At 55.0% G+C, this 20447-nt stretch carries 22 protein-coding genes and 1 pseudogene; 1 reads left to right on the forward strand and 22 read right to left on the reverse strand.

The window, feature by feature from the left end; translation table 11 throughout:
* Positions 1-85 precede the first annotated feature (85 nt).
* The 21 genes and pseudogenes from M2406_RS12945 to M2406_RS13045 all read right to left on the reverse strand — a co-directional run bounded on the left by M2406_RS12945 (position 86) and on the right by M2406_RS13045 (position 18142).
* Positions 86-1177 (reverse strand): phage late control D family protein, encoded by a 1092-nt coding sequence (locus M2406_RS12945; protein WP_259190267.1) that lies wholly within the window; start codon positions 1175-1177, stop codon positions 86-88.
* Complete coding sequence (locus M2406_RS12950) at positions 1174-1647, reverse strand: phage tail protein (protein ID WP_112362939.1); 474 nt, start codon at positions 1645-1647, stop codon at positions 1174-1176. The genes M2406_RS12945 and M2406_RS12950 overlap by 4 nt, the downstream gene beginning before the upstream one ends.
* Before the next feature lie 16 nt (positions 1648-1663).
* The gene (locus tag M2406_RS12955; RefSeq protein ID WP_259190268.1) at positions 1664-3769 is read right to left on the reverse strand and encodes a phage tail tape measure protein; all 2106 of its coding nucleotides are present in this window, start codon (positions 3767-3769) and stop codon (positions 1664-1666) included.
* Entirely contained in the window at positions 3762-3896 is a 135-nt protein-coding gene (locus M2406_RS12960) for a GpE family phage tail protein (RefSeq protein ID WP_310473617.1), read from the reverse strand. The genes M2406_RS12955 and M2406_RS12960 overlap by 8 nt, the downstream gene beginning before the upstream one ends.
* Positions 3897-3916: 20 nt before the next feature.
* The gene (locus M2406_RS12965) at positions 3917-4204 is read right to left on the reverse strand and encodes a phage tail assembly protein (protein WP_259190270.1); all 288 of its coding nucleotides are present in this window, start codon (positions 4202-4204) and stop codon (positions 3917-3919) included.
* A 64-nt stretch (positions 4205-4268) separates the two neighbouring features.
* Positions 4269-4778 carry a phage major tail tube protein gene (locus M2406_RS12970; RefSeq protein WP_006323695.1) on the reverse strand — a complete coding sequence of 170 codons (510 nt, stop codon included), beginning with the start codon at positions 4776-4778 and terminating at the stop codon, positions 4269-4271.
* 13 nt (positions 4779-4791) lie between these two features.
* Complete coding sequence (locus M2406_RS12975; protein ID WP_259190271.1) at positions 4792-5961, reverse strand: phage tail sheath protein; 1170 nt, start codon at positions 5959-5961, stop codon at positions 4792-4794.
* A gap of 142 nt (positions 5962-6103) precedes the next feature.
* A complete protein-coding gene (locus M2406_RS12980) occupies positions 6104-6532 on the reverse strand; it encodes a tail fiber assembly protein (protein ID WP_259190272.1) in 429 nt (142 codons plus the stop codon).
* Complete coding sequence (locus M2406_RS12985) at positions 6532-8316, reverse strand: phage tail protein (protein ID WP_259190273.1); 1785 nt, start codon at positions 8314-8316, stop codon at positions 6532-6534. The genes M2406_RS12980 and M2406_RS12985 overlap by 1 nt, the downstream gene beginning before the upstream one ends.
* 2768 nt (positions 8317-11084) lie before the next feature.
* Positions 11085-11606, reverse strand: a pseudogene (locus M2406_RS26490) (phage tail protein I); the annotation flags it as partial.
* Positions 11599-12507: a baseplate assembly protein gene (locus M2406_RS12995; protein WP_259190275.1), complete on the reverse strand. Its 909-nt coding sequence runs from the start codon at positions 12505-12507 to the stop codon at positions 11599-11601. The gene M2406_RS12995 and the pseudogene M2406_RS26490, both read right to left, overlap by 8 nt.
* Positions 12508-12511: 4 nt before the next feature.
* A complete protein-coding gene (locus tag M2406_RS13000; protein ID WP_012005313.1) occupies positions 12512-12862 on the reverse strand; it encodes a GPW/gp25 family protein in 351 nt (116 codons plus the stop codon).
* Positions 12859-13494, reverse strand: a complete 636-nt coding sequence (locus M2406_RS13005; protein ID WP_017891671.1) for a phage baseplate assembly protein V — start codon at positions 13492-13494, stop codon at positions 12859-12861. The genes M2406_RS13000 and M2406_RS13005 overlap by 4 nt, the downstream gene beginning before the upstream one ends.
* 88 nt (positions 13495-13582) lie before the next feature.
* Positions 13583-14047: a phage tail protein gene (locus M2406_RS13010; RefSeq protein WP_259190276.1), complete on the reverse strand. Its 465-nt coding sequence runs from the start codon at positions 14045-14047 to the stop codon at positions 13583-13585.
* Positions 14048-14086: 39 nt separating this feature from the next.
* Positions 14087-14599: a lysozyme gene (locus M2406_RS13015; RefSeq protein ID WP_259190277.1), complete on the reverse strand. Its 513-nt coding sequence runs from the start codon at positions 14597-14599 to the stop codon at positions 14087-14089.
* Entirely contained in the window at positions 14583-14801 is a 219-nt protein-coding gene (locus M2406_RS13020) for an HP1 family phage holin (RefSeq protein WP_012005317.1), read from the reverse strand. The genes M2406_RS13015 and M2406_RS13020 overlap by 17 nt, the downstream gene beginning before the upstream one ends.
* Before the next feature lie 3 nt (positions 14802-14804).
* Positions 14805-15008, reverse strand: coding sequence for a tail protein X (locus M2406_RS13025; RefSeq protein ID WP_012005318.1), 204 nt, complete (start codon positions 15006-15008; stop codon positions 14805-14807).
* Positions 15009-15214: 206 nt separating this feature from the next.
* Entirely contained in the window at positions 15215-15409 is a 195-nt protein-coding gene (locus M2406_RS13030; RefSeq protein WP_026142210.1) for a hypothetical protein, read from the reverse strand.
* 63 nt (positions 15410-15472) lie between these two features.
* Complete coding sequence (locus tag M2406_RS13035) at positions 15473-17536, reverse strand: replication endonuclease (RefSeq protein WP_259190279.1); 2064 nt, start codon at positions 17534-17536, stop codon at positions 15473-15475.
* A gap of 4 nt (positions 17537-17540) precedes the next feature.
* Complete coding sequence (locus tag M2406_RS13040) at positions 17541-17762, reverse strand: TraR/DksA C4-type zinc finger protein (protein WP_259190280.1); 222 nt, start codon at positions 17760-17762, stop codon at positions 17541-17543.
* Between the two features lie 74 nt (positions 17763-17836).
* Positions 17837-18142 carry a hypothetical protein gene (locus M2406_RS13045; RefSeq protein WP_012005321.1) on the reverse strand — a complete coding sequence of 102 codons (306 nt, stop codon included), beginning with the start codon at positions 18140-18142 and terminating at the stop codon, positions 17837-17839.
* A 235-nt stretch (positions 18143-18377) separates the two neighbouring features.
* On the opposite strand from M2406_RS13045, the gene M2406_RS13050 reads away from it, so the two are divergent.
* Positions 18378-19274, forward strand: coding sequence for a helix-turn-helix domain-containing protein (locus tag M2406_RS13050; protein WP_112362930.1), 897 nt, complete (start codon positions 18378-18380; stop codon positions 19272-19274).
* A 54-nt stretch (positions 19275-19328) separates the two neighbouring features.
* Here M2406_RS13050 and M2406_RS13055 read toward each other — a convergent pair whose 3' ends face one another.
* On the reverse strand, positions 19329-20093 hold the full coding sequence (locus M2406_RS13055) for a YdiY family protein (protein WP_012005323.1): 765 nt from the start codon (positions 20091-20093) through the stop codon (positions 19329-19331).
* Positions 20094-20447: the final 354 nt, after the last annotated feature.

Genomic DNA, 20447 nt, shown 5'->3' on the forward strand with positions numbered 1-20447 from the left:
TGAATCCCTCTTTCGACTGCATCAAGTTATGTGACTTATAATAGCTCAATGACTTGCAAAAGCAAGATTAAAACTCAAATGAAAATCAAGATTCGATAATGGCGAACTCAACCCGTTGAGTCAGCACATCGAGAGCGATTTTGGTGACATAACCACTGCCGTTTAACGTGTGAACCACCGTATTGATTATCCAGCTTTGCCGATCGATGGCCTCTTTGAATCCGCGTACCTGAATAGGCATCTCCGGATAAAGTTCGGGCCGGCCCATTGCCAGATTGATAGAGAACTGCACGCTTCCCTGTTGGATTCGTTCCCATTTTGCCTTGGCTGCCCGAATGGCGGCCTCTTTGTTGGTATAGACCCTGGGTAAGGTGAAAACGTTATCGCTGTCCCCCGCGAGATAGTTGGAGCTTTCTGCGTTGTCGGCGGCGCCATTTTGACGTTGTACTGTCAACTGTTGCTGTTGGGCGTGCTCGGTATCCTGCCATTTGGCGCGAACGCCGGAGTAATTTCCTCTATCGGCCAGGTTAAAATAGTGCTGGTCGCCGTCTCTACGCTGCAGGATAAGCGGTGCTATGGGTTTGCCTGAAACTGTTTGGCCTGAGCCTGGGATGAGAAACAGCAGGCGCTCATCTTTGATAGCTGCTACCGCGCCATTCATGGTGGCTAGCCGGGTAATGAATGCGGCATCTGTTTCTTGAGCCTGGTCAATGTGGGATATCTTTATTTCGGCCAGTCCCGCCGCCAGCGTGTTACCCATACGGTTGCGGTTCGCTATCTTATTGACGATCTCCCCCAGAGTTTTGTCATGATAAGAACGATCGCGAGCGGTGTTCATCGAACCTCTAAAGTCGACGCTGCGGGCGCGCAGGGTGAGTTTGTCCGGCGCACCCTGATGTTCTACTTCATCAATGGTGAACTTGCCCTTATTGACTAACCCTTGGCCTTTCCAGCCTAGCTTTAGGGTAATCACCTGATTACGTGCCGGCATCACCACCTGACCATCGGTATCGTCAAGTTCAAGAACCAACTGGTCGGCGGTGAAACCCCGGTTATCAGTCAGGGTAAGGGATAGCAACCGGTGCCTGAAGGTTTCCGTCACGTCCTGCTGTTGCAGAAATAGGGCATAGTCCGGGGCTACTTGCGCCCCTATAGGCAATGGCGTTTGGGTGATCACGACAGCAACCCCCCAATGCGTTGCACGCCTTGCCCTGCCTTGTCCGCCAAATCCAGCGCCTGCTGGCGCAGATCGCCAAACATACTGATCAGTGACTCATCAACGCGCATCAGGTTGATGGTGAACTCAATCTGCCGGGCGCTACCGTTAGAGAAAAGCTGGGTTTTGGTTTCAGCTATGTTCTCAATGACATACATGCCATAAATGGTGCCGCTGCCTTCAATTAGCGGCCAGGCTCGTCCCTGAGAAGCCATCAGTTGCAACGTCATCAACGACAGTGCTCCGCCGGTGACTTCCGGCATCAGCACCCCTGTCAGGGTGATTTTTTCGCTGTCGGCACCCAAAAACTGCGCGGAAGGGCGCTGGCCGATGCGTGCGTTGGTTGGCCAACGGAAACTGCTGCTGCGCTGCATGCTCTGGTAGGGCACGGTTTTCAGCATAAAAACAAACATGCCGAGGGTAAGCATCATGGTTTTTTCTCCTCAATTAACTCATTCGGCTGCGAGCATCTGCGGCCTGACGTCGCGTCAGCAACTCAAATTGCCGCGCGACTTCACGACCGATATCTTGCTCACTCTGGCCGGCGCTGGCGGTGATATTGATAGTGACTGACGGGATTTGGATCTGCGTTGCGGGTGAAACCGGTGCCGGCGAGGCTGCCATCACCGGGGCACTGAGCGACAGCAATGCTGCCGACATCGCTGCCGTACGGCGACGACTGGTCACCTGCACCGGACCACCGATCAGTTCCGGGCCGTTTTCACCCACAAGGCCAAATTGCCCGGCAGGAATACTCCCGCCCGAATCGAACTTGCCGGCGAACGAAAAGCCATCGTCGTCATCTTGATTTTCGGTATGGCCTGTAGCGCTGTTTTTACTGCCAAATGACATCCAATCGGGGAGCCAGTCAGTCAGCGACATGAATTTTTTTATCCAGCTATCAATGGTGTCCGTAATGTTCTTCTCCATTGCTTTGCATCCAGCAGAGATGCTCTCCCACAGATTGCTAAAGAATGGTGCCAGCTTGTCCCAGTTTTCGATCACCGCAAAAGCCGCAATGGCAATCAAGCCGACAATGGCCAGCAATGGGTTGGCCATTGCCATGCGCCCCAGCCAAATCATGGCCTGCCCGGCTTTGAGGATTGCGCCGTTAATGATGGTGAACCCCTGGAGTACCTGAGTGGCGACCAGGCTGACGCCGCTAAGCCCACCAAGCAATAACGTGAGTCCGCCGGCGACTTGCAACAAGGTGCTGGCCAATGCGGGGTTACTGGTCACCCAGGAATTCAGTTGCACCAACCATTGCGCCGCCGTTTGGGTCAGCTCCCGCAGGGCTGCGCTTTGGCCGGAAAACAAATTGATCCGCAGGCTGTCCCAGGAGGCAAACAACTTTTGGATGTCCCCATCCAAATTGTCGCCTTTGACGGTGACCAAATGCTGCGCGGCACCGCCAACCTGGTTGGCCTGCAGTTTTTCTGTGCCTGCGGGGGCAATTCTTTGCGCCGCAGTGAACAGGTCGGTCCCTGAGCCTGCTTTGCTTTTCAAGGCTGCACCGACGGATTGTACCGTCATACCATATTGGCTACTGGCTAGTGCCAGCACATCGGCAATCCGATCGAACTGGTCGGCGGGCAGATTAAAAGCGTTCTGCACCGCGGTCATCGCCTCGACAGTTTCATTGACGCCGCTGTCTGTGGCATTCGACAGCCTGAGCGCGGCAGGTGATGCCCCCATGATTTCATTGGCACCTAACCCTTTTTTAGCCAGTGCCGTTTGCGCCTGGATTGTTTTATCCGGTGAGGTGCCAGATTGGCCCATACTGCGTGCCTGCTGACTCAGTGCGGCAAGTTGCGGATCGGATTTATCCAGCTTGAGTTGCGCCTGCAATTGAGAAAGCTGTTTTTCGAAATTAACACCTGGAGCCAGCAACCTGGCTCCGCCGATGGCGGCCGTTTTTGCGATGGTGAAGCCCGCGGCACTAGCGTTGTTTATTTGGCTGAGGTTTTCACGGCGATTCTGATTAGCGGCATGTGCGGTGCTGAATCTCTGGCCGGTCATCACCTGCCGTTGGTTTTTCATCGAGACAATAGCGGCATTGGCATTGATTGTTTTGTCGCGAAGCTGTCGTTGCTCGTTGCTGAGTGACTTAAGATCAATACCTTGCCTGGTCAGGCTATCGCGCTGGTTGCGATCGATGGTTTTGAGCAGTCCGTGCTTTTTCTCCAAAGCGCTAATGGTTTCCGCCACCAGCGCAACTTCGTTATTCATTTGTTGGGAATGTTGACCCGGCGCGCTACCTTTTGCCAACGTTTCAAGCACGGAATATTTTTTCCGCGATGCTGTCAATAATTTATTGGTTTTAACCAGTTCCTGATTATTTTTCCTGAATGAATCGATGCCATTTTCCTGCTTATGCAGGATTTTCAGGTTTTTCTCCGCACGTCGAATATCATTACCCAGCATGTTGTATAGACTTTTATTACCAAGGGGTTGACGCAACTGCTTCATCAGAGCGCTGGTCTGTTTTTCGATCGCTTCGAGCCCTTTAATTATCTCGTTTTGTGACTCCAGTTCCTGCCCGCTGCTACTCATCTGTTTTTACTCCACTACGTTGAAGGGCCTTATAGCGCCATTCCATCAGCTCTGTCAGCGTCATGCCGTTCATCTCCGATGGCGGCCAGTGAAAAATCACTGCGACATCCGCCATCAGATCGTCCACGGTCAGAACGGGGTCGATGTTTACTCGGCCGATTTCGGTGACAAAAAACCGATCACCTGGCCGGCCAGCGCGATCAGGTCCGGCAGCTCCAGTCGGGCGCACTCTTCTTTGGTCAGGTTCGGGTAGGTGACGCGCGGCAGGATGGTGATCAGGGCGTCGACGTCGGCGTTGGCCAGTGCCGCCAGACCAATACCGCGCAGGCTGCCTGCATTCGGTTTGGTGACCTGTACTTCACGGAGCTCGCTGTCGCCGCGTTTGATCGGTGTTTCCAGTACAACGGTATTTTCTGGGGATGCATTCAGTTCCATGGGGGTATCCAATTATTGTCAGGGAAGCAGGGCCAGCACCAAGGCTGGCCATTGAAGTGATAAATTACAGGCCGATAGCGCGGCGGTGGGCCGCCAGCAGATCCACGCCGTCGACTTTTTCAATCATGTTGACGGTATCGATCTCGATCAGCTCTTTGCCGTCGATGCTCAGTTTGAAGTAGGTACAGTCGGTAGAAACCTTGGTCTCGGTGTCTTCGCCTTGTTTGAAGTCACCGCTGTCGATTTCTTTGTGGCGACCGCGCATCACGACTTCGAGTGCTGATACTTCGCCGGTGTCGTCACGCTGGAAAGAACCGGTAAAGCGCAGCGGTACCGCGTCGACGCGGCCCCATTGTTTCAGCACCAGCTCATCGATGCCGCCCATGGTCCATTCGACTACCAGCGCATCGTCATCCAGACCGAAGTCCACCGAGGCTGCGCCGCTCATGCCGCCGCCGCGGAATTTTTCCAGCTTACGGGTCAGTTTTGGTAGGGTCATGGCGGAGACCACGCCCATATAGTTGAAGCCGTCGTTAAACAGGTTCAGATATTTCAGTTTTTTTGGCAGTGCCATTATTCAGGTCTCCTTAGCTGTTCACGGACGCGGCGAAGTTCGCCAGGTAACGGTCGGTGATGCGCTGACGCAGGGTTAAATCTTCCAACGGCGGTACCGGGGTGTAGTCATAATCGATAAACAGTTTGCCGGCCTTCAGGGTTTCTTTATCGTTGGCGCTTTCGTCGTACCAGCAGTTGCCGTCAATGATCAGCCCGGCGGATTTCAGCTCGCGGAACTTGGCTTTGATGCCGTCGATCATGTCGCGGATCAGCGTTGGCGTAACCGGGCGGTCAACTGCCCACAGATGAGCTTCGGCCATGGTGTCAGCCAATACCTGCGCGGTGCGGGTATAGTTTTCGAACTGGAATAATGGATCGTCGGAACAGGTGCGTGAGCCCCAAAACTTGAAGCCATCTTTGCGGATCAGGGTGGTGACGCAGGCTTCGTTTAGCAGGTCAGCATCGGTACCGACGGTTTGCAGATCCCAAAATACGCTGGCTGAAATACCGCTGACGCCGTTGACGCCGACGTTGGACAGGGTCTTATGCCAGCCAGTCTCCTGGTCAATCTTGGCGCGCAGACCCAGCGCACGAGCGGTGGCGTATGCGATGTCGCTGCTGTTGGTGGTGGTGTTCCAGTTAACAAAGTCTGGCCAGATCAACATCAGTTCGCGTTGGCTAAAGCCTGCGCGGTACTTGATGGCGTCGGAGACGGTCTTGCAGCCGTAAGCGCTGATATAACCAAAGGCACGCAGCTGTTGGCAGATGCCGGCCAGTGCGGTTGCTACCTCCAGATTGTCGTGGCCTGGCACACCCAGAATACGCGGCTTCACGCCCAGTTCGGCCTGTGCCGCCAGCAAGGCTTTCATACCGGTGTATTTACCGTTTTCATCGGCGCCGCCAATGATATTGGAGGTGGTTTCGGCCTCGTCTTTGCCTTCTGCCACACGTACCACGACGGTGACCGGTTTGGCCTGCTCGGCAATCGCCAGCAGCGAGCGTGCCAGGGTGCCATTTTTGCCGGCCTTGCCACTGGCGGCCAGAACGTCAGTGATCAACACCGGAGTGTTGAGAGGGAACAGGGTTGTATCGGCATCTTCTGCAGTACAAACCATGCCAATAATCGCCGTCGAGACGGTGGAAATTACGCGGGTGCCTTCATTGATTTCGAGGACACGCACGCCGTGGTGATAATCACCCATAGCATTACTCCGTTTGTGGTTGGTAACAACAGAATGCCCTTCGCGATGGGGCCGCGCATCTCATTGGGTATGTATGAGAACTGATACAACAGCAGGAAAATCAAGATAAAAAAAACGCCCCGGCGGGGCGTTGAAGGTGCGATTATTGCGGCGGCTGCGGCCAGTCGATGTCTGGGGCATCTTCTGGTTTGATCCGGCTGAGTTGGACGGAATACCTTTCCCAGGCGATAAGATTTGTTGTTTCATCCTGTGTTGCTTCACCGAATTTAACCGCGCGTGATAATGGGGCAATAACAGCCTCTGCTTTTTCAGCTTGCAGGTGCTTTCTGGTTATAGCCATCATTATTGACTGATCCTTAGTGGGCTGAGGCGCCTCGACCCATGCGGGGCGACCCGATTTATCGGCTCCCCTAATCTTGCCTTCAGGAGGAGACAATACGAATGTGTTATAGGCTTCATTATCTACGCTTACTAAATCGTCAGGTAAGGTGCCTGCTTTGCGGTAATCATCCAACATTTCTGCAGGGTAGAAGCTGGTTGTGGTAGCACTGAATTTATATGTGGTCATCATTAGTATCCTACTGCCATCCAATAGACGTCGCGCTCGGCGGTTCCATGGAACCAGGTAAAAGCATCCCGTGCCCCGCTTAAATCACTCACTTGCGGGTTCCAGGTGGTTTGATACCCCTGAGCAAAGTTCTTGATAGTGACTGAAACATGCAGCAGGCGATTAGGGACGGAGATATTTAAGGCTATCCGATAGGCTTCTCCATTATCAGTAATATTACCGATCGCGTGCCCACCTTGAAAATAGAGACCTGTGCGGTGGTCTTTGTACCACCAGCTGTCGCCGTTGACTGACAGTTGACCACTTTCACGTACCCGATCGTTGATCCAGTTGTTCAGATAACCTCCCCAAACGGGGCCGCTAATATTGCCATCTGTCTGGAATGTAGTGCCACCAACATACAAATTAGCGCCTAAGTGACTTTCTCCTGCGACATATAATGTGCGATCAATGTAAGCATCAACACCGACAGAAAGATTTTCATTGGCTCGAACGGTTTTAGCCCCCAGAGTGAGCTGCCCTTGTTTTTCATTGATAATACGAACGTCATAATCCGTATTGGTATTGCCATAATGAAAATCGATATAAGGAGATGTCCCAAACAGTTCGACGCCGGCTTTAGCTGTCAGTTGACCTGAAATAACCGAGTTACCATTCACCGATAATGACGGAGTGGTCAGCCCTGACTTGGTTTCAATAGAACCATTAACCGTTAGGCCACCGGTTATAGTATCGCCGATCTGTTTGACAAACTTGCCGTCGGCCTCGGCCTTGCTGTAAGCCCCGACATCTGCCGCCGTGGGTTTATAGGCCGTGGTATAAATTCGGTACCACGACAGTGGTTTCTCCGGAACGGTGGAAATACCGATATAGGCAGCCGCGCTGTTTTGTATTGCCAAATAACCGCTGGAGGGTCCTCCATCGCAAGGGAGATTGAGAACACCATAGGTACCTGATCCAGGAGCGTTTTTTGATAAGTTATTCACCCGATAAATTTCACCAAGGTTACTATAGGCATCGGCATGATGCTTTATACCTGCGCCGAAACCGAACGCGCCGACCTCCATCAGATTTGTAGCTTCAGTCCCCACATTTCTCGTTGCCGCATTACCCAGTGCGAGATTGCCACGTGCGGCGGCTTTGTTGGTCAGATCCGAAAGGTTATCGGTTTTTTTGAGGCTTGCATCATTAACCGCTTTCACCGCTTTTGGCGTCGCTGCCAGAACTTCGTTGTTGCTGTTGCTGTCGCTGCTCAGTTGGGTGAAGCCTTTGGCCAGCAGGGTGGCATCCGGGTGGTTACGTGAACGGGCATGTTCGGCGATAGCCGCATCCAGCGTATCGCGGGAAACCAGCACGGCGGTTTTGTCTGCCACAATCACTGCGCTGGCGTCACCTTTGACCAGCAGGACCATGCGCACTACCTGAGTACGACCGGCACCTTCGGCCAGCAATGGCTTGTAAGTGTCTGGTGTATTAGCCACGGCCACCAGTACGCCATTTTTATCGTACAAACCCAATTCACGGATCCACCAGCCACCGGTATCTTCCGGGATCACCTGCTCGGCGATCACCTGGTTGCCGCTGTCGGCGTTAACCTGCAGGGAATTGAGCATCGCCCGTCGTTTTTCATTTACCAGCTTGGTTTGGCTTTCGCTGGGCAGAGTGGCTGAGCCACCGCCATCGCCGACGGCCATCTGGGTGATTTCCAGCTTCTGGCCGGTTGCCGCGGCGTTAGCCAGCAGCGCTTTACCCTGATCGGTGAGCAGGGCGCGATATTTTGCTGTCATGTCGTTGCTCTCTTTTGTTTGTCGGCCAGGTCATTCAGGCCGTTCTTGTACATCACATATAGGCTCAATCCGCGCAGGATTTCACCCGACCAAAAACCGAAGAACATCCCGTTGTCCGTGCCGGGACGTGGTGCCGGTGACCAGGCGCCATCCATCACATCCCCAGTGGTGAGATAATTCTTCTGTAACTCTGTAACGCATTGTTCGATAAAGTGTTCGGTGCCGGAAATCTCACTGCCGGCCATTTTTGCCAGCACGGCGCCGGCCAACCACAGGCCGCACATATGGCCTGTAAAATCATGTTTGTTGGGCTGCGGGATACCCGTCATCGGGAAATCGGTCGGTGTAATACCGCCTGAGTCCTGAGTAAAGCCGATCAGCCAGCGCAGCCAGTTTTCGACATAACCGACCAGTTTGGCTGGCGGTGTTTTTCCCGCCAGTGTCAGCTCATGCCAGGCACGTGCAGCGCCAAAGAAAGCTCGCGGCTGATAACCAGACCAGGCTGTCCCATCGCCCCAGTGATACATGGTCCAGCTGTCCGCATTGCCATAGCTCAGGTTGTCCCAGCGATTCCAGATATAAGCGGAAGCTCCCGGCCCCAATACGCCAAACTGCTGCTGATACCACTGCTGCGATTGCCACAGAAACTCGGTCATGTTGTTGAGCATTACACCGTCAGGATCGGCGTCGGCATGCACGAAAATGAACGGGTATTGGTAGCCTGGATAAGGCATGCCGTGCCAGCCGTCGAACTGTTGGCTGTCTGCCTGATAGATATTGGAAAAGGGGATCACGCCGGGCGTGCAGAACAGGCTGTCCTGACGATGGCCCAGCAGGGTGCAATCCCCCAGCAGTGCGGTGTAAGGGTTGTCTGCCTGTAGCGTGACGCGGTATTTGATGGTGTAACCGTCGTCGGCGCTGAAGGTTGGCGGAATATCATTCAGTACGTAGTAGCTGAAGTTGGCGTTCGCCACATTGCCGTCTTGCAGGATAGTGACCTGATCCACCGTGCTGAAATCAGGACGGGCAGGTTTCTCATCGCCATCCTGATGGTCTGGCTGATAGCCGCTCAGCACCGCGGCAGCCGGGTCAAAGGTTGCCAGCTTCCATTTACCCTCGGTGGCGGGCAGCATCCAGTACCAGCGCCATTTATCGTCGTCCTCAAGCCGCAGATTGAAGTCGGCATCAGCACGATAAACCAGTTGGTTTACCGGAAAACGTTCCTCGGCGGTCAGCCAGGCGCCGATCACCATGCCAGCGTCATCGTTGGGGTAGCTGGCGTTGATCACCGTTGCGCTGCGCCTATCGTAAACCTGTTCTTCAAACCGGCTGCCGATCACGCAACCGCCGTAATCGGTCACCGCACGCAGGTCGGCCAGCAGATAATCGCAGCCATCCTCGCGAGTCAACGCCGCCAGACTGGTGAGCGCGATATCATAGGTTTTTACCTGCGTCTGGGTGGACTGCGGCAGACCGATGCCCCAGTCGGTGGTTTGTTTTGCATCCTTTTCCGCTGCTATGGCCAATTGCAACCGGCAGGAAATAGGCTGGTTCTGGTCATCAACACCGCCGAAAGTAGTGCGAACTTTTGACTGTTTGCCAACGCGGAACCACACCGATTGCTGTTCCAATGACTGCTGTGACGCCACTTCTTTGCGCAGGGTGATCATGCCATCGGCATTGCGTGCATAACTGACGGGCGCACCGGCAGGATATGACCAGTCGTAGGAGATGCCGTCGGTGAAGGGAGTATTGGCATGCAAACTCTGGCGGAAGAACTTATCCTGCGCGTCAATATCGGTGTATTCCATTGCGGTGAATTCAACGCTTTTCCAGGCATTGAAATAGCGTTGCTCGCCGGTGATTTTGTGCAGCAGGTGACAGGCATCGGCAAACCATAGCTCGGCGTCTGCCGCATTACCCATGGCATTGTGCGGGACCGGCACGTGCAGTGGACGATTGTGCTGAGCCTGATTACGTTCAATCATGACGCCGCCGTGCTCGACGGGCTGACGATTGGCGAAGTTCAGCTTATGACTGCCACTGAGCCTGTCATCTTTCAGTTGAACGGTACCAAACTGCGCGGCGGGCAGACCCTGGGCCAGAATGTCACCGTCGGCGCTAATCTGATAACCCTGCCAGTTAATGATCCACGCCACGTCGTAACGCTTACCGTCACTGCTCCAGTCCACGTTGCCGGCTGCGTCAACCGCACGCACCTGCGCATTGATGGCGTCCCAGGCCAGAGTGCCGTCAAAGGCGAAGGTGGCGATATCCAGATATTCCCCCCAGTAAGGCGCGCCCTGCGGGATCTGCGTTTTGCCTTTAATGAAGGTCATGGGGACGCCTTTGAAACCGCTGTGCGTCGGATCTTTACTGTCTACCGGCCAGTTAGCCGGCACCGGCTCCTTGGCGTTGACGATCCAGTTGGCTACCCAACGCTGAGGGGTTTTCGGGATGGGGGCGCCGTCGTAAAAATGAGTCACATAAGCATCGAAACAGGCAATGGCCTGATCCAGATACTTCTGTTGTTGGGTCGCCAGGTAGGCATGGGCATAGCCGAGAATTTGCAACGCCTGCCCCTCGGTGGTGGCATCATTGGGCAATCCCGCCATGCGTGAAAGCTCTCGTTCATGGCGGGAGTCGGCCAGAACATGTTCTGCGTTGAGAACAAAATGTTGTTGGGTCGAATCCAGGGTGGTACCGGTATTACGTTGTAAAAACTGATAGTGGCCCTCCAGCATTTGACGGGCGAACTCGACATAATCCGGATATACCGTGGTTATCTCGGCGTCGTAATGACCACCGGCCACCTCGATATTACCTGAGGCCTCCAGGTTCAGCGCCAGGCCGGTTAAGTGGCGGCTGACCGGCTTGGCGTCGGCGATCATCCGTTCCATTTCCAGGTACATTTCTTCGGTGATGCCATTTTCCAGCACGCCGATATCCAGTGAAAAGGTGCCGGGTTCCGCGTTGGTTTCCCACCATTCACGCAGTTTGATCAGATAGCCCAAGGGCTCGACCACGCGGCGGATGGCGCCGATAGTGCCTTTATGGCGATGCACGAAGAAGGCAGAGGAGACGACGTTGCGTTTGGTTTCTTCCGTCCAGCCCTCATCCCAGTGATCGACCGAAAACGCCCAGGCCAGATACGGCAGCAGGTTGACCGGGCAGGTGGCCGGGTTCCACAATTCCCGCAGCGGTACCGGCATCGTGGCCAGCTCGGCGCAGGCCGCAGCCGCAGCGACCTCCAGCGGTGAAGAGCCGACCGGCAGCAGACGGTTACTCATCGGAGCCTCCGACGGTCAGAAGATAACTGGCGCAGTACGAAGCCTGGGTTTTATCCAGCACGATATCGGCCTGCGGACTTTTCAGTTCCACCCGTTGCACCCCTTCGGCATGCAGAGCGGCGTAAATTGCCGACAGACGGATATCACGCCCCAGACGGTGTTGGGCGCTGATGTAGCTTTTTAACTTGGCTTCGGCGGCGCGGCGGATAGGTTCTGCTTCCGGACCAGGGTAGAGGTAGAGCACGGCATCGATATTGTAATTGACGATAGTGGCGGAGCGGACGGTGACCCGATCCGCCACCGGGCGCACGTCTTCATCGTTTAGCGCTTTATCGACAATTGCCACCAACTCGGCGCTGGCGGTGCCGTCGCCTTCACGCGACAGCACCGAAATCAGCACGTTGGCCGGGCTGGGGCTGGTGGCGGAAACGTCGGCCACCCGGCCATCGGCGGAACGACCGTGGTATTCGTAGGAACCGCTGGAGCCGGCCACGCTCAGCCCTTCGAATGCCTGTTGGATGCGTACGCGGAAATCGCTGTCGGACTCCATAATCGCCGCTACCGGCGGAATGACCGTATTGTCAGGCTGCTGGACCATCAGGCGTTCAACCTGGAAGTTAGCGCCAAGCTGATCGAGATCGCTGCCGCCGGCATAGCCGAGCATCACCGCCTGAGCGGCCTCATTGATGCGCTGGCGCAGGATCAGCTCACGGTATGCGTTTTCCTGCAGCAGTTTGACGATCGGTTCCGACTCCAGCGTCAGCGTGCGTGCAATGGCTTCACGCTGTTCTTCCGGGTAAAGGGAAATCAGCGTGGCCTTGCGATCGGCCAGCAGCGACTCGTAGTCGAGGGGATCCACCACCGTGGGGGCGGGTAATAAGCTCAGGTCAATGGTTGCCATGGTGTCAGCTCACAGAAACAGAAAGAGAAAAGGTATCCGGCGTATCGATACGGTTACCGGTAATGTCGACCACCATTTTTCCGTCGATGGTAGTGTTAAAGGTGATGCCACTAAGTTGAATGCGCGGCTCCCACTGCAGCAGCGCGCTGTAGCAGGCGGCCATAATCTGCAGCCGCAGCACGTCGTTTTGCGGCTGATCCAGCAGCTCGGACAGCAGCGAACCGTAATTGCGGCGCATGATGCGTGAGCCGATTGGGGTGATCAGAATGTCGCTCACTGACTGACGGATATGTTCAATGTCGGTGATCGCGCGGCCTGAGCCGCGATTCATGCCAAGATATTTCGCGTTATTCATGCTGGTTTATCCGTTTGGCCTCCGCCGTTTTGCACGCCGCCGTGGGTGTGGCTATGTACCACCACGCCGTTAGAACTGATGCTGCCGCCGGAGTGGTTGAGATCGCCGGTCATCGAGCCGCCCTGCCGGATGGCGATGGTGCCGGTGGTTAATAGCTGGGTGCATTCCACCTCGGGGGCATCCAGCGTGATCTTGCTCGTTGCACGACAGGTGATGGCCGGTGCAGTGACGCTTACCTGCTCTGTGGCTTCAATGGTGGCGCTTTTGATCCCCATGACTTTCAGTGCCCCCTCTGCTGGTTCGTATTCGATCACCGCGCCGTCAGGGAAGGTGATGTGTGCTGCCTGAGCCGAGGTTGACGGCGCAGGATGGGCATCGGAAAAAATGCCGGGGAGCACGAAGGCGGTATCAAGCTCGCCCCCCAGCGACAGCACCAGCACCTGTTCGCCTACGCTGGGTGCCCACCAGCAGCGAGCGTCACCGGCTCGGCCGGTTAGCCAGTTAAGCCAGTCGGTGAGGTTGCCACCGGTGGCAACGCGACAGCGCCCGCGTTCGAGGTCGAGCTCACTGATGGTGCCGATGCGTATCAGGTTGCGCACCAGGCGCTGAATATCGAAGTTATCTGTGTTCATTTGTTAAGAATGCCGCCGTATAAGGGGGGCGACAACGCGGCGGCGTTTAGCTGACGCCAGCACAACCGAAGCCGTCCCCAGGGTCAGTTTATGGCTGCTGAAATTGGCTGATCAGCTCGCCGTGCAGGTAAACACGGGTGAAGCGAATGACGTTTTCCGGCTCCGGTGGCTCGGCCAGGGGGGTGATATGCAGTGCAGCATCGCGCTGTTCCACCTGGATGCGCTCGGTCAATTGCAGTTGAAGATCCAGCTGGCCGGCGGCGCTGACGTCGCGTTTAAAGGCAAAACCGTTTTTACGTTTATCCGGGTTGGCGAGAATGTCGGGCTGGTGACTGCGCAGCCAGGCCAAGACAGTGACCATCACCAGGTCTTCTTCGGTTGTCTGGTCGCTCAGCGTCAGATTGAGCTGGTATTGGTATTCGAATGACAGCGAAGGGCCTAATGTTGAAACCACGCGGCCATTATCCAGGCTGATGCGTAGCTTATCGGGATGCGTTTGTAGGTCTGGCAGAGCGGTGGTCAGCGCAGTACGCAACTGCTCGGGTTTTAGCATGATGTCTCTCCTTGAGTGGTTGAAGCGATGCAGCCAGCATCAGCGCTGAATACCCTGTAGGCATAGAGCACGTTCGGCATGGCGACGGCGCTCCAGCCCCTGGCTTTTAACGCCCTTGACATAGATCCAGCGCGGTAGCTGATCGCAAGCCGCCTGCCATTGTTGGCGTTTGATAAAGGTGGCCAATGTGGAATTGCAGGCAGCGCTGACGCCAACGTTGAAGGCAAAGGCGCTGACTGCGTCGTAAACCGGCTGAGGCATCTCTACGGTCATGCAGCGTGCGATGCCGTGTTCGACGGTGCGGACATCCTCGATCAGATTGGCCGCGGCCTGACGTTCGTCGATGACGGAGCCGGATTTCACACCGGCGGTATGGCCGATGCCGTTGGTCCAGATCCCGGCACTGCACTGGTAGGGGGAGAGTCTGCAGCCTTCGAAATCGGCAATCAGGCGCAATCCCTGTTCAGAGGTGTGTAGGGTATTGAACTGTGGCAGCAGGGCGGCGAGGGCCAGAATAGCCGCCACGCTGCAGCGTTTAGCGAGTGAGCTCATCGTAGACTCCGCGTTTCAGACCGTTTTTTTTTAACGATTTCAACAGCTGGTAACTTTTACGCCGGTAGTACCAATTCACTGCGAAAGTACCGACACCGACCGCAGCGCCGACCAAGAGGGCAATGTCCTGTGTGGAATGTCGCCCCATCCAGGCCAGACAGGCCGCCGTGAGGTAGGCAAGCGTTGAGGTGAGTTTTTCCATCGCTTAGTCCCACAGTTTGACGGTTTCTCGTTGAGCGGCCGCCGGCAGATCCGGCAGTTCTACCGGATGACCGTGGGGGAGTAGCGGGCCTGCGTCGGCCAGATCGCGATTAGCGAGATAGACCTGCTCCACCAGACGCTGAGTGCTGCCGTAATAGCGCCAGCAAATCGCGTCTATGGTGTCGCCTTGTTGTGCATAAATTTTCATCATTACGCTCCTGCGATATGGTTGACTGAGATGGACGCTACGGCCCCGGATAAGCACTAGTTTCCCGTGAGAACCAGGCATCGGCAACGCGATGGGGTTGTGGATGGGCTGGCACAACCGAAGGGAGAAAATGCCAAACACAGAAACGAAAACACCCGCCGATGGCGGGTGCTGGAAAAGGGGATTTAGCGTAAGCAGACGCTGATTTAGCGAGAGTCCTGTCCGTCAGCCGGGTAAAATATTTCTTGATAATCATTGTCCGGCAACACCTGGCTGGCCAGATCCGAAATCAGCGACATGGCGATCAGAAATTCGGCGGCACTGCACTGCGCAGCCTGCGAAACATCGGCGATGAACTGGATGCGGGACAGTGTTAGCTGTTGTTTATCCATAATTTCCACTGTTCTTGCCCTCTCTTAAGTATACTGTTTATTTATACAGTATTAAGCAAAACGCTAAAGGCGTCAATGATTGGATTTATCATTTGTGCAGTAAAAATTTGCCCAGTCATTGATTAGCGGAAATTGTACAAGTTGTCCGTCAAAGCTGATTTTCCCTCCTCTTGCTAATACTTCCAACTGCCAGCGCTGCGGATCGATGCCTGTCCGCCGAAGATCGCGGGCAATAGTCAGGCAATACTGCTGTTGTGCTGGAGTCAGGCGTGCGGAGGGCGCCGGTTTTGGGGCGTTAAAGGAGGAGGATCCACAGTTATTGGCAGAACTCCAAGGTGTCGCAGGTTCGCGGTTTTTAGCGACGATGCGCCATTGTAGCGTACGTGTCCGGTACACCCGATCAGGGCCCAGATGGGGGACATAAATACCGACCACCTTTTGCACTCGTTCGTCATAGCTGTTCAGCATGGGCGCATCATCACGCGCTACGCGCACCCACTGCCGGCTGCGCGGCACGTTAGCACCGCCCTGAGCATTGATATAACCGGCAAAATCTCCCGTATCGGCGGCGGCGCGTACGGCTTCGGTTCGCGCATCGAACTGCTGCGTCAGGCTTTGCCCACGAATGCGACGACACTCGCGATATGCGCCTATGCTGGGCAAACCAAAAGGATGAAACTGCGGAATACGCCAGGTGCTGGCCCAGGCGCTGACGGCATTGGCGGTTTCACTCAGCGGGCTACCGGTCTCATGATCGAGTTCTTCCTCCAGTGCATAGCCATCGAGATTCTTGGCAATGTATTTGGCCATGTAAGCGGTCGCACCCCCTCGATTCAGGTGCTTATACTGGAGACGATTCTCTTGCGCTCCGGGTTCCCCGGCATCTTGCTGCAATGCATAACGGCGCAGAATATCGATCACCTGCTGACGATGGGGTTGAGGGGTAAACAGCATCAGGTGCCAATGCGGTGTGCCGTCGTGATGCGGTTCCACCACGCGAACACCGTAGACCTGCAACTGGCGATCTTTGAAAGCAGTGCGCATTTTGCTCCATTGTTTCACCAGGTAGCGTTGGCCGTCTTTGGGGGTAAAATCTTCGCGGTCCCAGCGGTGATTAAAGCGTGACTTACCGCGGTCGCCGGCAGTGCGCATGGGATGAAAACGGGAAGGGGTAGTCAGGGTGACAAACAGGCCGATGTGGCTGCTGCGCGCGGCGTAGGTTTCAATGCCTGCGAGGGTATTCATTAGCTCCATACGGCGGATCGCCGGATTGGCAATGCTGCCGAGCACTTTCTCCATCAGATCGATACGCTCCCCGGTAACGGTATTTTCCAAATCGCAGCGGCGAAGATAATCCAGGTTTGACTGGCGTCGCGCCTTCACGTCACGAATGGCTTGCCGGCTGGCATAGGGTGATGTGTTGCGGCTGACGTTGCCAATGGCGATCAGCAGCGCTTCGCGCCACTGCATACGTTGCATCTTCAGGCGTCGCAGCCACCAACGATCGCTGGTCAGTCTCGACAGTGCCGCTACCGCGCGGTGGCTGTCCAGCAACCCCTTGCGATAACAGTGCCAATGCATGGGCTGAATATTAAAAGCGCGTGCCATACCGGCAATCTGGCCATACAACCGCGATTGAATTTCGTCCCGCAGCAGGACAGAAGAGTCTCCCGCATGCCTGGTCAGTAGGGTGTCGCACTCGCTTTGATAAAGCGCCAGTAACTGGCCGGCGATACGTTTTGCCAACTGTTCCAGCGCCTTGTCACCCAACGTGGGCAAAGCGTTATAGTTGTCGGACTCACTACCAAAGCGCATCGAGGCCTGCCGATTCAGAGCAAATTTATCATTCACTTGCTGAATACGCGGCCATATACGACGTTCGAAAACCAACACCAAATAGTGCCAGGCAGCCTTCGAACCTTGTTGACTCAACAGATGTTGGTGGCGCTCGGTAAACTGTATACGCAGATAATAAGGTAGAGAATTGACGCGCCGTAGCGCGGCTTGCCACTGGCGTAACCGATCGCGGTTTAGCGTGGGTTCGCGGCCAATGGCTGGCCGCGGGGCATTCCAGGGATAGGCACCTTCAAACGAGGCTGAAGGCGGGGGGCCAATAAGGCCGGGGGAAGCTGGCATCGTATTAACGCTGGATAAAGTGACGTTGCTGAGCCTCTGAGATCTCCTGGCAGGCCACGCAGCGGCTTACGCCGGGAATAGCGCGGCGTCGTACCTCCGGGATCGCCCCGTCACAGTCTGTGCAAAACTGCGCAGAGGCCTGGGTGACTACGGGCCTGGCGTGCGCGATTTGCTTTTCGAGCATCAGCGCCTGGCGTTCTTGCGCCATATCTATGGTATCAGCCATGGTGTGTTCTCCAGATAGGGTAAATTTGGGCCGAACGACATCCGGCGGGTTGCACGCCAGAAGTTGCAGAACGGCTATTTTTTCTGATTCAGCAGGCAATCCTCTTCGCTGATATAGCGCGGCAGTGATTTGCCCAGTTCAATGAATGCATTGAGCGCAGCGACAATTTTCTGTCGCTGGGGATAACTCATCTCGTGGAACTGCAGCATCACGTGACGCTCGGTCAGGCCTGCATGAAAGCAGAGCGTGTGACGTAGATGCAGCGGTGCCGTGTTGTAGATCTCCTCGGCCTGATTTTTATATTGGGCGAATAGCGTGCGGCGGATTTCAGCGATACGCCGTAGGCCGATAGCCCGTTGCTCTTCACTCGCCAGCAGCATAACAACCTCCCTGGATGCGGATTGATATATGGGCTTGCAAAAGCGAGGTAGCTCTCGGTTCGAATCACCATCACTGTGTGAGCTTACCGTTAACCAATGGCAGCATAACTTGCTATTGGACTACCAGGATGTTTGCATTTTCATCAATCATGTCGCATCATCTTAACTAAAGTGACATTTAAGCCGTTTGTGAAACATTCATACGGCACTTTAGATCGCAAAATGCGACTTGTAAATGCAAATTTTGATTTTAATTGGTGATGATATGCGTGAAGAGACTGTGAACGATAACGCCTCAGTAGGCGCAGTGATTGAAAGGATCCTTTCATCTTATGGCGTTGGCACGCAGAAAGAGCTGAGTGAAATCCTGGGGATAGCCCCTAACAACATCAGCAGTTGGCAGCAACGTGGCAGTGTGCCTGGCTATGTGATCATCAGCTGCGCGCTGGCTACGGGGGCGGATTTGGCCTGGCTTATGACCGGAGAGCTTGCAAAAGCAAAAAGTGAACGTAAACCGATTCAACCCGCGCAGGGAAAAGCGCTTTACGATCGGGTTCTGGCCTCTGGCGGTAAAGGTGTGCTGCGCCGCATTCTCGATGCCTATGGTTTCAGTTTGCAGAAAGAGCTGGGAGATTTACTGGGTATTTCGTCGGGCACCATGAGCACCTGGGTTCGTCGTAATTATTTCCCGGGAGATATCGTGGTGACTTGCGCTCTGGATACCGGTGTTTCTCTGTTGTGGCTGGCAACCGGACAGGGGGAAATGGGCAGTGGCAGCACGGCGGTGACGGTACCTAAGGGCGGGCAAGCGCTGCCGAAATACCGGCTCGTCGCCGGGCAGTTGAAAGAGGCGGGAGAATGGTTGGCGGACAGTTCGCTGATCCCGGCAGGGGTAGCGCAACCGGCCTACATTGACGGCGGTCGGTTATCCTGGCTGGTGGATTTAGCGGTGACGCACATTGCCAATGGCCGTTGGCTGATCGATATCGACGGCAATATCGACGTCTATGATATTGCGCGTTTGCCGGGTAATCAGGTTCAGGTCAGTGGGGGAAATGCTGACTTCCAGTGCTCTACCGATGCGCTGAAAGCCTTGGGCATGGTCTGGTTGACTCTGACGCCTCAGGCATAAAAAAAGCCCATTAATAATGGGCTTGGTCGTATAAGAAATGCGGAACCGAAAAGATTACAGACCGTACACCAGGCTGATGGAAGTGGTGGTGTCGGTGTTTTTCGGTGCTGACGCTGGCGGCTTGCTGTTGTAAGTCACGTTATAAGCCAGACGCAGTGCGAACCTTTCGTTAATCGCGACGCTTAGCGCGGTTTCGGAGTTCAAGGTAGTTTCTTCGTTAGCCAGTGCGGAAACACCTTCGGAGAACTTGGTATTGTCGGTCAACTGATACGAATAGTTGGCTGCGCCGTAAGCCAGCGCTTTGGTGGAGCGACCACCGCCATGATATTCATCGTGACGTACGCCGGGACCAAATTCAACTCGCAGGTCGCTGAGCGGCCCGTTGAGGATTTGGCGACCATAACCGCCGGTCAGCGTGGAACGGGAGTCATAACCGTTGAAGCGGTCACTAAGCCAACTTGCCTGACCGAACAGGTAGTTGCGATCGGACAGGTTATAACGGGTACGGCCACCGGCCTGATACTTTTCAGACGAGCGCACGTTAGAGGAGGTGGTGTTGTTGGCGGCTCCCCACAGGCTGTAGGCGGCATCGCTGTTGAACCAGGTCATGCTGGTGTTGGCCAGCAGGGTCGAGCTTTGTGAGTTACCAGACTGCGAGTTGTAGCCGGCCTGGACGTTGCCTTCAAACGGCTTTTTAGCGGTGGCCGGATCGTCCATCGCGGTGAAAAGCGTATTGTCGGCAAGGGCTGAAACACTGGTGAAAGTCGTTAAGCAGCTAATGAACAGCGGAATAGCGCGGCGAGCGCGTAAAGAGAGCATTTTGGATCCAGTTGTTAAGAGTGATTATAAGTGATGTCAGTCACATTATATCGGTTCGTCATGGCGACCAAAATAGCTACGATTAGCTTAAGTTTTTAATTTCTCATCCTTACTTATTCACTTTTCTTCTACTTAATTAACCCCTTCCTGCGGCATATCATGCTGAGTATCCTTAGCGTTTGGCTGGGTTTTGGCTAAGGTTGTCGTCTGGTGGCAACAGCGGGTGGGCAGCCGTGCTCGATAATCTGGATGAGACTGAGGGCTGTATCGCGGCCTGATGCATTGTGGTGGAAAATATACTGTATATTTTAATTTACACTTAATGGCGATAACTCCGATTCTTAAAGATTGAAG

It is taken from the genome of Serratia sp. BIGb0163, from assembly GCF_024809935.1.
In the GTDB taxonomy this organism is placed as follows: domain Bacteria; phylum Pseudomonadota; class Gammaproteobacteria; order Enterobacterales; family Enterobacteriaceae; genus Serratia; species Serratia quinivorans.

Coding starts and splice junctions, on each gene's coding strand:
- M2406_RS12950 (WP_112362939.1), bottom strand. CDS start 1,647: ATGATGCTTACCCTCGGCATGTTTGTTTTTATGCTGAAAACCGTGCCC.
- M2406_RS12955 (WP_259190268.1), bottom strand. CDS start 3,769: ATGAGTAGCAGCGGGCAGGAACTGGAGTCACAAAACGAGATAATTAAA.
- M2406_RS12965 (WP_259190270.1), bottom strand. CDS start 4,204: ATGGAACTGAATGCATCCCCAGAAAATACCGTTGTACTGGAAACACCG.
- M2406_RS12970 (WP_006323695.1), bottom strand. CDS start 4,778: ATGGCACTGCCAAAAAAACTGAAATATCTGAACCTGTTTAACGACGGC.
- M2406_RS12975 (WP_259190271.1), bottom strand. CDS start 5,961: ATGGGTGATTATCACCACGGCGTGCGTGTCCTCGAAATCAATGAAGGC.
- M2406_RS12980 (WP_259190272.1), bottom strand. CDS start 6,532: ATGATGACCACATATAAATTCAGTGCTACCACAACCAGCTTCTACCCT.
- M2406_RS12985 (WP_259190273.1), bottom strand. CDS start 8,316: ATGACAGCAAAATATCGCGCCCTGCTCACCGATCAGGGTAAAGCGCTG.
- M2406_RS12995 (WP_259190275.1), bottom strand. CDS start 12,507: ATGGCAACCATTGACCTGAGCTTATTACCCGCCCCCACGGTGGTGGAT.
- M2406_RS13000 (WP_012005313.1), bottom strand. CDS start 12,862: ATGAATAACGCGAAATATCTTGGCATGAATCGCGGCTCAGGCCGCGCG.
- M2406_RS13005 (WP_017891671.1), bottom strand. CDS start 13,494: ATGAACACAGATAACTTCGATATTCAGCGCCTGGTGCGCAACCTGATA.
- M2406_RS13010 (WP_259190276.1), bottom strand. CDS start 14,047: ATGCTAAAACCCGAGCAGTTGCGTACTGCGCTGACCACCGCTCTGCCA.
- M2406_RS13015 (WP_259190277.1), bottom strand. CDS start 14,599: ATGAGCTCACTCGCTAAACGCTGCAGCGTGGCGGCTATTCTGGCCCTC.
- M2406_RS13020 (WP_012005317.1), bottom strand. CDS start 14,801: ATGGAAAAACTCACCTCAACGCTTGCCTACCTCACGGCGGCCTGTCTG.
- M2406_RS13025 (WP_012005318.1), bottom strand. CDS start 15,008: ATGAAAATTTATGCACAACAAGGCGACACCATAGACGCGATTTGCTGG.
- M2406_RS13035 (WP_259190279.1), bottom strand. CDS start 17,536: ATGCCAGCTTCCCCCGGCCTTATTGGCCCCCCGCCTTCAGCCTCGTTT.
- M2406_RS13040 (WP_259190280.1), bottom strand. CDS start 17,762: ATGGCTGATACCATAGATATGGCGCAAGAACGCCAGGCGCTGATGCTC.
- M2406_RS13045 (WP_012005321.1), bottom strand. CDS start 18,142: ATGCTGCTGGCGAGTGAAGAGCAACGGGCTATCGGCCTACGGCGTATC.
- M2406_RS13050 (WP_112362930.1), top strand. CDS start 18,378: ATGCAAATTTTGATTTTAATTGGTGATGATATGCGTGAAGAGACTGTG.
- M2406_RS13055 (WP_012005323.1), bottom strand. CDS start 20,093: ATGCTCTCTTTACGCGCTCGCCGCGCTATTCCGCTGTTCATTAGCTGC.